This window comes from Phascolarctobacterium faecium DSM 14760 (assembly GCF_003269275.1).
GTDB lineage: Bacteria > Bacillota > Negativicutes > Acidaminococcales > Acidaminococcaceae > Phascolarctobacterium > Phascolarctobacterium faecium.
Window position 1 is genome coordinate 746,696 of the sequence record NZ_QLTS01000001.1, and the last position, 13,709, is coordinate 760,404.

General features: G+C 44.2%; 6 protein-coding genes. All 6 read right to left on the bottom strand.

Features of this window, described 5'->3' with window-relative positions:
• Positions 1-222: 222 nt before the first annotated feature.
• Entirely contained in the window at positions 223-8,511 is an 8,289-nt protein-coding gene (locus C8D73_RS03645) for a two-partner secretion domain-containing protein (protein ID WP_113077317.1), read from the bottom strand.
• Positions 8,512-8,528: 17 nt separating this feature from the next.
• Positions 8,529-10,238, bottom strand: a complete 1,710-nt coding sequence (locus tag C8D73_RS03650; RefSeq protein WP_113077318.1) for a ShlB/FhaC/HecB family hemolysin secretion/activation protein — start codon at positions 10,236-10,238, stop codon at positions 8,529-8,531.
• A gap of 271 nt (positions 10,239-10,509) precedes the next feature.
• A complete protein-coding gene (locus C8D73_RS03655) occupies positions 10,510-10,710 on the bottom strand; it encodes a hypothetical protein (RefSeq protein WP_113077319.1) in 201 nt (66 codons plus the stop codon).
• Entirely contained in the window at positions 10,703-11,917 is a 1,215-nt protein-coding gene (locus C8D73_RS03660) for an ABC transporter permease (RefSeq protein ID WP_113077320.1), read from the bottom strand. Before C8D73_RS03660 ends, C8D73_RS03655 begins: the two co-directional genes overlap by 8 nt.
• A complete protein-coding gene (locus C8D73_RS03665; protein ID WP_113077321.1) occupies positions 11,910-12,605 on the bottom strand; it encodes an ABC transporter ATP-binding protein in 696 nt (231 codons plus the stop codon). The genes C8D73_RS03660 and C8D73_RS03665 overlap by 8 nt, the downstream gene beginning before the upstream one ends.
• 22 nt (positions 12,606-12,627) lie before the next feature.
• Positions 12,628-13,707, bottom strand: a complete 1,080-nt coding sequence (locus tag C8D73_RS03670; RefSeq protein WP_231997949.1) for an efflux RND transporter periplasmic adaptor subunit — start codon at positions 13,705-13,707, stop codon at positions 12,628-12,630.
• Positions 13,708-13,709: the final 2 nt, after the last annotated feature.

The window sequence follows — 13,709 nt, forward strand, 5'->3', positions numbered from 1 at the left end:
AACAACGGTATAATACATTTTATCAACAATCGTGATTCATAAAAAATTTTCGTAGTCAAACTGTCAACTGCAAGTAAACAAATCAAGAATCCCAAAATATAAAACAATTTATTATATTTATGCTTACTCATATTTTTATCTTTGATGAATTTATGGCTTATGGCACAAATCCCGATAACTATAATAACTACCCAAAAATACTTTGGTAAAATATAAAACACTTTAATCCCCCATTCCATTCCAATCTTTCATATTAGATGCATATGAATTAACTAAAGTAATATATCCTGTTTCAACAGGAATTGAAATAATTGGAGGCACATTATTCTCTAGCTTGTTTCCAACAATATGGAATACCACAGCCTTTGTTAAATCAATTCCACTATTTAGAAGAAAACTAGCATCATCTATACGATTATTATAATTATCATAAATCTCAAAAGGTACATTCCCATATTCTACTATACCTCTTACAACTTTTATTGGTCCTACAACTTGTCCCGCAACAACTTGCACTCCAGTACTAAACACATCAGGCAAATATTTAACAACATTATAAATACCCAAAAACGCTTTAGCATCTTCTAAATTCTGATGTAATCCTTTAGCTGGATCAACAACAAAACTTACTCCACTATCATCAAACTTGGTTAAAGTAGACAGCGCGTTCATAAACGCCTTTTCCATATCTTCAGCTGCTTTTGGATCATTTTTGATATTATCCAAGCTCATCTTATAATATGCTTCTATAACCTTAACCTTATCTTCCTGATTTTCAGCCTTTCCAAAATCACGAACAAAATTTTCTTGTTGCTCATGTGTCAAATGATTAAACTTTTCTACATCCAACGCACTGGCCACACTATTATGTGAGTTCAATTTTGCTAATTTGGATGCAGCAGACGCCGCTATGCTCACAATAAGCTGTTTTACTGTGGGGTCTTTCACATCACGCAAAATATTTTGCAGAGCTTCTGTTGTTGCCACACCAGCTGCTCCAGATAAAAAATCTCCACTGGCAAAATATGACGTTAATGCCCCTGCTGCAATATTCAGCATTGCTTTTTGCTCCAGTGTAAGTTTTAAGGTCATATCACCGATAACTGAATGTGCCATCTGACTAAATAAATTTGCCATTTCACGGCGTTCTTGTACTTCCTGCTCATCAAAAATTTTACCAAGAGAATTCAGTGTATTTTTGGTATCCCTATTCAGGTCTTCAATATTTTGTTTTTGATTTTCTTTGTCCGTTATTTCGATAGTTCCTTCTGCTACGCCTGATTTAGTCGTACTGCTGTCTTCATCTGAGACTTCAACCCCCGTTTCAGGGCCTCCTACAGTATTAGTATGTACCTTTCCATTTTTATCTTTGTTCTGACTGATACTGCCGCTAAATCCATCGCTCTTACTGCTGTATTCAGCCTTGTTATCCACATCTTCCCAAGTCAGCGTGCCAGTAGTCAGCTTATTTTTATCAGGCGTTGCATCGCTGTCTATTATACCACCTTTAAGGCCGGTGTTTTTATCGACTGTGATATCAAACCCGCCTTCTCCGGCGTAAATACCACTTTGGTCGGTTACACTACTGTATTTGGAATCAGTGTCTGTAGTATCTTTACCAAAAGCAATACCGCTGCCCTGTGGTTTTTTATCTATACCGATATCAATACCAAAGTTTTTATCTTTAGCTGTATAGTTATCAGTATCCTGCTGGCTTTCAACATTCAGATTCCCGCCTATCTCTGCTGTTACTTTATCACCGCTCACCTTACCGCCTTTGATATTCACATCTTCTCCGCTCGTGATAGTGAGGTCTTTATTGGCTGTAATATTAGCATTTGTATGCGTCGTTCCGTCACTATCTACAGTACTGCTGCCTTTGCCATAGTTAATACCGCCGCCAATAATACCACTAACACCAAAGTCTACCGACGCCCCAAAGCTTTTGTTACTGGCGTCAAACTCATTGTTAGTACTGTTTTCTGAAGAAGTAATGTTGATATTTTCTTTGGCGTCTAAAGTTACGTTTTCTCCGCTTACATTGCTACCTTTGATGTTGATATCTTTTTCGGTAGCAGTAACAGTAATATCACCGCCTGCTGCAACATTACTGCCTTTGGCAACAGTAACTTCACTTTCCAGTTTGGATTTAGAAGAAGCCGAACCAATGCCGATGCTGATCTTGAAGGCCGCACTTTCATCTTTGGCATCTATATTATCTAAAGTATTAGAGATATTATTAACATTTTTCTGCAGATCATGCAGCGTATTCAGTTCATATAGAGCTTTTAATTTTTCATCTTTTACTTCTGTGGCACGTTGTATCGGATCAGTTATTTTCTGAACGGCTTCAACCGTTTGTCCACCCAACGACACAGTGATACCTGTCTTTTTATATTCGTGTTTTTCCTGTGCGTTGTAGGTATTGTCGGCGCTTTCGATAGTGACGTTTTGCCCGGTCAGGTTGATGTCTTTGCCTGCCAGCACGTCGCTGGCACTGATGCTTACGTCTTTACCAGCTTCGACATTGACGCTGCCCTTGATACTGCCTACAGTGCTGCCAGCCTGCTCAAAGTTTTGGTTGTCGTACTGGTCTTTGCGTTTTTCTTTGCCGATGGTAAATCCCAGTCCGCCTCCTGACAGCAGTCCCGATTTTTTGACTTGTTTTTTATAGGTCGAAGACGAGGTATCTTCGGCTGCTATGATGTTGACATTACCGCCGGCTGTGATGTTGACGTCGTTATCGGCAACTACATTGGAAGCCGTGATATTAGTATCCTTACCACTTGTCAAATCAACGCTGTCGCCGCTGATATTGCTGCCTACATTGTAGTCTGCAGCTTTGGCGTCATAGATATCGGTTGTTTTACTGGAGAGGAAACCGATTTTTTTCTTGTGTTCTTCAAATATACTTTCGTGATGTTCCGTCATGGTATTCAGATTGACCGAACCTGCTGCATCGGCAGTAATTTTGCCCTGTTCGCTGGCAATATTACTGGAGATGATATTGATATCGCGGCCGCTTTGCAGGCTGATATCGCCTCCGGCAGACATACTGCTGCCCTGGACTTTTTCGTCGTCGGTCATTACGCGGTTGTAGTAGAAGCCGCCGCGGTGCCCAATTTCGGCATCCTCCATTTTACGGTCTTTGACGGCCTTAAGCTCTATGCTGCCGCCGGCTTCAGCTGTGATGCTGTCCGTTGCCGTTACATGCGAGCCTGTTAAAGCAAGATCGCCTCCCGCCTGTAGCTGCACGTTTTTGCCGCCGACAAGGGCGCTGTTATTGTTGATGTTGATACGTTTATCCCGATCAGTACCCACTACGGCGACACGGTCGCCGGTAGCGATGCTGCTGATATCGATTTTATTGCCGGCTGTGATGGACGTATTGCCATCTGCCGCCGTTACCGAGCCTTTCAGTTCAACGTTTTGGCCTGCTTTAAGTTTTAAATCGCCGCTGGCCGTGATGCTGCCGACCTGATCAACAGTTACCTGATGCAGTTCACGGTACTGTACGTCACTGGTCGTAGTTTCGTTGACAATGTTGTTGCCGGCTTCCAGGCTGATATTGGTGCCGCTGATGGTGCCTCCGGCATTGATAATATCCTGTTTGCCTGTAAGCGCAAGCTCCTTCCCTGCTTTGACAGTACCGCCCAGATTATTGATGCTGCCTGCGGTAATATCACTGCGGTCAGAAGCAACGATACTGCCGGTATTGGTAAGCGTATCACCTGTTACCAGATGGATATTGCCGCCGGCCAGTAATGCGCCGTCAGGTTTAAGCTCGCCTTTACGCACAGAAGCCAGATAAACGACTGGTACCAGTACATTTTGTCCGTTGACTTCCTGTTCTACCATCCAGACGATGTCGGTCGTTAGATTGGCCATTTGTTCAGCTGTCAGCGCTACACCTACCGTCAGGTCAAATTTATCGGCTGCTATAGCAGCATTGTTCATCAGCTCTTTAAATTGTTCTTCATCACTGGTAAAGCCTGCCAGATACTGTTTTCCTGTCAGGTTCAATATCTGATCGCGAATCAGCTGCTGTTCAGTGAAGCCATCACCCAGGCGTTTCATGACCTTTTGCGGGTCGCGGCTGATGCGTTCGAACAGATAGTCGCTGGAAAGGAAATTTTTATAATTGGTAAATCTTGGGTCCATTTCAATAAGATAGCCAGCAGTAGAGTCGGCCGGTTTTAGAAGCGGATTTTTAGAAGTGAGGTCACTGATTTGGGGCACACTGACAGACGGCTCGATCCCTGCCGGATTCTGGGCCGTTGGCGTATAGGTGACTGTTAAGTCTTCGTATTGGGCATCAATAGTGCGATTGACAGTAGTGGTGCCTACAGTAGTAGTATTATTGCCGCCGGCCGAAATAACGCTGTCGGCGCCGCCGTCAATCAGCTCACGGGTATGCAGATAGTAAGGTGAACGGTCTTGACCATAAACATAGTGACAATGACGGTGCCATCTTCTATGCTTTTTATATTTCCAGTATTTGACATCAGTACCAGTCTCAGTGGTACGTTTTATATTTTTATAACCAATGTTGGTAAGGCTGGCTGCTGCCAGGTCAAGATCATGACCGGCTGTGATAAAGCTGTATTCATTATCAACAGTATCGGCGTCAATAGTCATATCAGCACCGGAAAGAATATAGGCGGCAGGGCTGTCCAGATAAATGGTGCCATCCTGCACAACGCGATGAAAATAGCGCCGGGCATTATAATATTTGCCAGACAGGCTGAAGCCCGGTAAAGCTATATCATGATCTGTTTCTGTTACGTCCCAGCCGGTAATGAATTCACGCTTTTCATTAGTCAGGCTTCCGGCAGCAATATGCACATTTTTATCGCCCCTGATAGTGGAGGATTGGTTCAGCAGCTCGGCCGTTTTACCTGTTCCGCTGCCAATCGTTACATCGCCCCGTGCATAAACGGAAGCAGAATTGAGGTTTTGCAGTTTATTTTTGATCGTCAGGTCAATATCAGCTCCTGAAAAAATGACGCCGCCATTATTGGTAAGGTTATTGGCATTGACAACAGTACCATTACCGCCGATCATCACTCCCTGTATCTGGGTGATGTCTTTCACGGTATTTATATCAAGTTTTGCTGCTGCCGAAATAGTTCCTGTATTTTTAAGGTCATTCGCGGCAGTTACAGCAATGCTGCCTTTTTGGGCAACGAGTTTTCCTGCCTGCAATGCATCGCCGCCAGACGAGACAGTACCGCTGCCATTGGCAAGAATGATATCTCCATATTGGCGGAAGGCAGATCCGGCAGTGAAATCGGCATTACCATCAGTAACTGCGATTTGCCCATGCTGACGCAAGGTGCCTTTAGTATCAAAAGTAAAGTCACCTTCGCTGCTGATCGTGCCATACTGGCCGCTATTACCTTGCACCGCCAGCAAAGTCCCCCCCTGCTGTACAGATATGTTTCCATATTGGTAAAGATCGCTGCCGACGTTTATATTTAAAGCGCCTTTTTCCAGACGCACGCTGCCAGTTTGCGTAAAATCTCTGGCCGCAGTAAGGTTTATTATACCGGTTTCGCTGCCAATAGTACCTGTACTGAGCAAATCACCTTTCGTCTGCAGCTGCAGATCCGTACCGGCCAAGATCTGCTGGCTGTTATAGATATCTCCGCCAGCCGTAATGCTGACGGACCCTTTTTGAGCGGCAAGCCTGCCATGCTGAGCAAGTTTACCGTCAGATGCCAGCGTTATCCCTGAACCGGAAGCGTTGATATTGCCAAAGTTCTTGATGCCGGCATCAGTATCATTGGCTACCAGCGTTATTTTGCCGGCATACATGCCGCCTACTGAGGCAATGTCAATAGTGTTGTCCATACCGGCCGTACTGTTATTTAATTTTTGCGTTTGCAGGTTTTGGGCATCAACGCTGTTATGTCCGGTAACAACATTTATTTCATCCCCGCCCCAAACACCTGCGGTAACGGCTGCATCAGCGCTTACAATATCCAGACGATCGGTAGTTTTGGCGTCAAGCCCCTTCCCGGTAATGATCACGCTGCCGCCATTGACCTGATAGGCATCAAGTCCGCCATTCATTACCGGTTTGCCTGTAGTAAACACGGCATGGCTTGTATTGATAAAGCCGCCATTATCCACAACGATTCCATTGGCGTTGGCAATAACAACACCGGCTCTGTGACCGGCAACTTCAATAAATCCGTTGATGCTGCTGGGATTGGCGCTTGTTACTTCGTTGAGGATGATTTTGGCCGGACGCAGCCCTAACCGATAGTTGTAATCAACATAACCACCCAGCTGGGTATTTACATATTCTGTGGCATTATTTAAAATAAGCCCGCTTTTATTGACGTCAAACCATGTATATAAGTTACGCGAAACGCCGTCACTGTTAGCGGATGCGATTTGAACGATATCAATGCCACTGTTGGTTTTCTCAACGATCGGCTTATATTCTGTTGCGGCATTTTTATCGGCTTCTATTTTTACAAAATCTGAAGCTGCAGCTTTGTCAGTGCTGACACCGGTATCCGGAGCCGTAAATTGCGGTATTTTATCGGGCTGCTCGGGCGGGATATCAACAACATTACTGCCGGTAAGCGTGCCCTCGTTAGTAAAATTATCCGGCAGATCGACATTTTTCTGTGCAGAAATCCGTCCTGTAGTCTGGTTGGCAGCGCTGCCGGCAGTAAAGATGATATCATTTTGAGCTAAAAGTACGCCTGCGTTATCGATCACGCCTGCAATAACACTGATATCGCCGCCGGCGCGCAAAACAGCATTTTTCGCCAGGGTAAGGCTGCCGTTATCAGTATTCGTAATGTCAAGATCGGTACCGGCATCAATGGTGCCGGTCAAAGAATTTTGTTTGCTGCTTAGAGAAAAAGCCTGCCTGGCTTTCAGAAACCCGCCATCGTTCTTTAAATTATCTGCTGTTATCGTCAGATTTCCGTTTTGGGCAGAGATAGTACTGTTTTCGTTGCTGATATCTGCAGCAGTCACTTCTGCTGCCTGTGAAGACAGAATGATACTGTTACCTGCGTTAACGATTTCCTGCGCAGTAAGTTTCAGGTCGCCCGATGTACGCAGTATACTGTTTTGTCCGCTGCCGGCTGCTGTATTGCTTAAAGTACCGCTAAGAACAACAGTTGTCACTCCCGTACCGCTTTGGTCGATACTGCCCTGATTGATCACATCTTTACCGCTGACTGTGATTGAGGCAGCACTGACAGAACCGCTATTTGTAAAGAGTCCGGCTGTAGTCGTTAAACTGCCTTCACTGCTGACAGCTCCGGCATTAGTGATAGTATCGGCAGCTGTCAAAGTCATTTTTGCTGCGGCATTAACAACAGGTTCCGGCTCCGCTCCATCGTCTGTTGCGCTGGTTGGTCTGTAGATGCCGGCTGTAAGCTGTTTATCTGCAATAATGTTTTTAGCGTTTGCTGTAAAATCAACTCCGGCAGTTACATCATCAGCAAATTCTATGGTATCTGAACTTTGCAGCTCAATATTTTTCTGAGCTGTAACCCTGCTGAGGACACTGCTTTCTCCGTTTTCTGTTTCTACGCTTTGGATAAAGGTTATTCTGCCATTGACATTAAGCAAAATACTGCCGGCTTCGCCGACAGCTTCCATAACGCCTGCATTTTTTACGCCGACACCGTTTTCTGTACCCACCATCGTTATTCTGCCGGCATACATACCGCCCAAAGCAGAAACATCAAGCGCCAGGGCTGGTTTTGCTGTTGCTGCTGACATCTGCTCTGCTTGCAGATCGCTGTAGTCTACTTTGTTGGCACCGGTAACTACATTCAGTTCTTCGGCCTGCAAGGTTCCGTTTATTTTTACAGCCCGGCTGATCAGGTCAATTCGCGGCGTAGTACTGCTACCGTTAATAAAACCTGTTTCTGCACCAGCGGTATCTGTTTCAATTCTATCAGCAAAAGTGATTTCGGAAGCATTGTTAACTGTAAATCCTTCTAAATTTCCGGCAGCATCAATAGTGGGCACGCCAGTCGTCAAAACTACCCTGTTAGTATTGATAAAGCCTACTCCGGCGGCATTGATGCCGTTGGGATTGGCTATGATAAGGCTGGCCTGTTGTCCGGCAATCTCCAACATACCGTTTAACTCCGATAACTTACTGCCTGTAACTTCGTTCAGAATGATACCAGCCGGGCCGTTTGTAAGATTGCTGTTACCGCTTATGTTACCTGCCAGTTGTGTATTTATCGCATTTTGACTGTTATTAAAAACAATGCCTTCCTTACCTACCTGCAGGTCGCTAAACTTGTTGTGCGACAGTCCGCCCGGCCCTTGTGGATTATTTATATTGACGACAACTGTACCGACAATATTCTGTGAATTTACCTGCTGTCCTGCAGCAGGTGCAGACACTGTAGTATTAGTATTGGCAAAAACAACCGTGCTGAAATAAGGCTGTGACGAAAAACTTAACAAAAGCAGTGAAGCAGTGATTTTTTTTGCCAGTTCTTTTCTTCTATAGTTACTCATTATTTACCCTTCTTTGCTCAAAATTGGTAGTACACCTGAAATCCTAAAGCTGTTTTCGATGTTTTAAAGCCTTCAGGTTTATAGATCGGCGTACCGATAAATGCGTCATACTGCAGGCCTTTAAGCAAATTGCCCCTGATGCCGAAAACGGCTCCTGCCAGATTTTTCCCAAGCAGATATTCGTCTGAAGGTCCCCAAACATGTCCCAAATCCAGTCCAAGATAAGGCTCCAAACTCAGTTCAGGTATCGCAACACTCAGCTCATTGCGAATAATTATCCCATTTTCTGCAGAAAGAGTTTGCTCTCCATCAAATCCCCGCACCGTATAACGTCCGCCAATGCTGAACTGGTCTGCACCATACAGAACATCGGTCGTATACTGACCGCGGAGGTTAAAAGTATACCGCCCCTGTACCTTGCCCAATTTTACAGGCGCAGCAATATTCAGATTCAAACCATATAAACTGTAGCGTGTAGTAGCAGTGCCTTCAACCTGATCTGTCAAACCCGGTTCCGCCTGCCACCATGGCATACCCTTTTGATAATATAGCAGCATATCTATCGTGCTTGATCCCCAATACTGCCTGTGCAGCAGGCCGAGCTGATAAGCAGTGGTTTCCTGACGCTGCACTTCTATTTCCGTATCATTGATAAAGCTGTGACGTTTACGTTTGATAAGTTTAAATTGTCCCTGCGTCTTACGGGTCCGGTCACGGTATAAAAGCTTCTGTACACTGATTTCCATTCCATCTGTCTGACCGCTCGACAGGAATGGCACAATACTGGGAACAGTTTGATAAAAGCGGTTACGATATTTACTGACACTGAAAGTATAGTCTTTATATGGAAGCGAATAAGAAAAATAATAATTTTTAGTACCATAGGCACTGTCATTGCCCTCTGCGTCTTTGGTATAGCTATAACTCATAATATCATTCAATCCAGTTGGGTTATATAAGGCAATATTAGCAGTAGCCTGCAATCTGCCAGTACTTTCAGTACCTGAATCATCTATGGATAATCCAACAGTCCACGGTTTATCGCCACGCTTGACATCTATCACAACATCACTTTCACCAGGATTAGTTCCCGGAACCAGTTGCATGGTAACATCCTGATTGGGTACACGTTTCATTTGCTCCAGTCCCTGCTCCAAATCACGGATATTTAATAGTTTACCGGGACCGGCAGGAAATGCGTTGCGCCAGGTACCCCATGTATCCTGTGCGAAACGGATATCATGTATAGTACCCGGAATAATAATAAATTTTAATGTACCAAGAGATAAGTCCTGTTCGGGAATAACTACTCTGCTTGTAACATAACCCTTATCAATGATGCTTTCGGATAACAGTTTTGCTAAAATATTTATTCCTTCAACACCAATACGATGATGCTCGTACTGTTTTAATACTTGATTCGTCCAGTTAAAACTGGCTTTATATTTTTTATTTGCACATTCTATTTCTATCTTTCTGATCAAAAAGCTTACTTTTTCTTTTGGTAACTGTACTGCTTCCGCTGTTTCCGTCTGTGGAGCCAAATTTACGTTAGGCGCGTTAATGCGCTCACGTTCTTCCCTGGCCTGCCTTTTGGCACTTTGCTGCTGTTCGATCTGATCTATCCGGCTTTGCTGTGAGAGCATATCTGCCGGTGCTGCCTGTACCTGAACAGCGTTGCAGCTCAAAATTAAAACAATCCCCGTTTTTACTAAAACTTGTTTCATCAAATTTGCTTCCTTTATTTTATTTCATTTATTTTAGTTTAATAATTTGTAACTTTATATAATTAATTATACTCTTGCTGTCAAGATTTCCTTATAATATAATTTTTTATTTGTTTTCGTTTGTATTAAGTATATTAACTATTCTAAAAAAATTTTGTATCAAACATAAATTTTCTCGTTTTTGTATAAAATTCGCTTATCAAAAAAGTGGCAAAAAAAAAAGACTGACCTGAAAACAGATCAGTCTTCTATATCAATTTCAGTTAGAAATTTAGAAAAAAACTTTCAGCAGATACTGAACGCCAATAATGATGGCAACTAAAAGCAGCAGTGCTTTAGTACGGTCTTTTAAATCAAAAACAGTTTTAGGCCTTCTTAGATAATCTAAGAAGGCCTGCATTTTTTCGTGACAGGTTACTTTTTTAGTGATATTTTGCTTAACTTCATGCTCACTGCAATAATTTTTACTCATAGCGCAACGCCTCGATAGGATCTAAAAGTGCAGCTTTACGTGCAGGATAGATGCCGAAGAACAAACCAATGCCAACGGAGAATACCACCGCAATGATAATAGTCGGTATGGAGATCACCGTTTGCCAGCCGGCAAAATAGCTGATGGCATAGGAGGAACCGATACCTAAAATCACACCCAGTGTACCGCCGACAACGCCGATCACCATAGCTTCGATCAGAAACTGCAGCAGAATATTGTTGTAAGTCGCTCCAAGTGCTTTACGGATACCTATTTCCCGTGTCCGTTCGGTAACAGAAACCAGCATGATATTCATAATACCGATACCGCCGACAAGCAGGCTGATAGCAGCTATGCAGCCTAACAGCAGGGTAATGGTATTAGCAGTTTCCATCATTGTTTCCATCAAAGCTGCCAAATTACGTACGGTGAAGTCATCATCGTCGCCTGCTTTGATTTTGTGCCGCTGGCGCAGCAGCTGTTCTACTTCGCCCTGCACCTGGTCGATAACATTTTCATTTTCGGCCTGGATCGTGATCCTGTTTATATGGGTAATACCCATCATGCGGTTTTGCGCCGTTGTCAGCGGTATGTATACCACGTCATCCTGATCCTGACCGCCAGCCGATTGACCTTTGGCTTCCAGGACACCGATTACCTGAAACGGTGCTTTATTGATACGCAGAGTTTTGCCAACAGCATCGCCTTCGGGGAACAGATTATCGACAATCGTCTGTCCGATAACACAAACTCTGGCTCTGCTGCTGAGATCACGTTCAGTCATATTACGGCCTTCAGCTAATTTATAGCTGCGGATATCCAATACATTAGGTGTCGTTCCTTCAACACTGGCAGTCCAGTTTTGGTTGCCGACAACTAATTGATAAGATGAAGAAACAGCCGGGGCAATATAAGCAATGCCTTCGATCTGTTTTTCGATGGCGTAAGCATCTTCCGCCGTCAGACGCGCACCCTGACCGGCTGCCAAGCGTGCGCCGCTGGCGGTACGTCCGCCGGACATAACGATAAGCAGGTTACTGCCCAGACTGGAAATGTTGTTTTTGACCTGTTCCTTAACGCCAAAGCCCAAACTGACCATGGCAATAACAGCGCCGACACCGATAATTATTCCCAAAAGCGTCAGCAATGTACGCAGCTTATTGGAAATCATTCCGTCAATGGCCATTTTGATAGATTCGTTAAACATGGTCAGCCCTCCATTCGTCGCTGACCAGCTTACCGTCACGCATAGTTAAAATCCGTTTGGTCTGCTCGGCGATATCCGGCTCATGTGTGACCATGACTACCGTCTTGCCATTATCATTCATTTTTTTAAAGATATCCATAATTTCATAGCTGGATTTGGTATCAAGATTACCGGTAGGTTCGTCCGCCATAATAATGGCCGGGTCATTGATCAGTGCGCGTGCAATAGCCACACGCTGACGCTGACCGCCTGACATTTCCGTTGGATTATGGTCGATCCTGTCACCCAGCCCAACTGCTTCCAAAGCTGTTTTAGCCCGTTCCAGCCTTTCCTCTTCGCCAATACCGGCATAAACTAAAGGCAAAGCTACATTTAATTGTGCTGACAGTTTCGGCAGCAGATTAAAGTTCTGGAAAACAAAGCCGATTTTAGCATTGCGCGTACGCGCCAGTTCATCGTCACTATAGCCGGCGACTTCTTTGCCATCCAGATAATATTGTCCGGAGGTTGGTCTGTCCAGGCAGCCCAGAATATTCATCATTGTTGATTTACCACTGCCGGACGGTCCCATAATAGAAGTAAATTCACCGACACCGATTTCTACGCTGACGTGATCGAGCGCATGGACTACGGCATCGCCCATAACATATGTTTTCATAATATCTTCAAGCCTGATTACAGCAGTCATATGCGCAGCTCCTTTCATTTTATCAGTGCATCGGAGGGCCACCCATGCGATTACTGTTAGTTTGCGTTGCTTTAGCGGCCTTGACCAAAATTTTATCGCCTTCTTTAAGTTCAGGGCTGCTGACTGCGACCTTATCGTCACCGCTCAGACCGACTTCAACATCTACGTTGCGGATCTCTTTTGTTGCTTCATTATAAACCTGTACATAACGGCTGCTGCCTTCAGTACGCAGGCAATTAGCCGGTACCATCAGTACACCGTCTGCTTCATTGACAATAATATTTGCGCGGGCTGTCATTGTTGGCAGCAATTTACCTTCCGAGTTGGCTACATCTACATAAACGGTGTAATAAATAACATTATTTTCGGTAACAGCTTTACGGGATACCAGTCTTACTATACCTTCAAATGTTCTGTCCGGATAGGAATCAACTGTAAAGTTTACTTTCTGCCCTACTTTTACCTGTCCGATATCAGATTCATCAACCATGGTTTCGATCTGCATATTATCCAGATTGGCAATAGACATGATGACCTGAGGTTCGGAAATACCAGAGCTGATCGTCTGACCAACGGGGGTAGGTTTGCCTATGACATAACCGGAAATCGGTGTAGTAATGACAGTATCATTAACATTAGAGGTAGCCTGGTCATAATTTGCTTTCGCAACTGTATAATCGGCTTCTGCCAGATCATAATCAGATTTTGAAATAGCTCCTTTGGCCAGCAGTGCACTGTAACGATTATAAGTCGCTAAAGCATTTTCCATTTTGGCCTGCATTTGTGTTTGTGTTGCCGCCAGCGAAGTATCATCTAAACGTACCAGTACCTGTCCGGCATTGACATGATCGTTCTCTTCAACACAGACTTCAACGATACGGCCGGTTATTTTGGAACTGATATCGACATTATCTACGGCACTTAAACTGCCGGTAGCTGATATGCTGTCCGATAAATGTCCATATTCAACGGTCGCCGTCCGCACCGTTTCTTTAACTTCGGTACTGCTTTTATAATAACCATAGCCAAAATAACCGATCGCTATCACAGCTATCAAAAATCCCAGCAGATACTTATTACGTTTTATCCATGCTAACATCATAC

Bases quoted from the DNA above. Each gene is read 5' to 3' on its own strand.
- C8D73_RS03655 (WP_113077319.1), bottom strand. From the start codon at position 10,710: ATGAGTAAAAATTATTGCAGTGAGCATGAAGTTAAGCAAAATATCACT.
- C8D73_RS03665 (WP_113077321.1), bottom strand. From the start codon at position 12,605: ATGACTGCTGTAATCAGGCTTGAAGATATTATGAAAACATATGTTATG.
- C8D73_RS03650 (WP_113077318.1), bottom strand. From the start codon at position 10,238: ATGAAACAAGTTTTAGTAAAAACGGGGATTGTTTTAATTTTGAGCTGC.
- C8D73_RS03670 (WP_231997949.1), bottom strand. From the start codon at position 13,707: ATGATGTTAGCATGGATAAAACGTAATAAGTATCTGCTGGGATTTTTG.
- C8D73_RS03645 (WP_113077317.1), bottom strand. From the start codon at position 8,511: ATGAGTAACTATAGAAGAAAAGAACTGGCAAAAAAAATCACTGCTTCA.
- C8D73_RS03660 (WP_113077320.1), bottom strand. From the start codon at position 11,917: ATGTTTAACGAATCTATCAAAATGGCCATTGACGGAATGATTTCCAAT.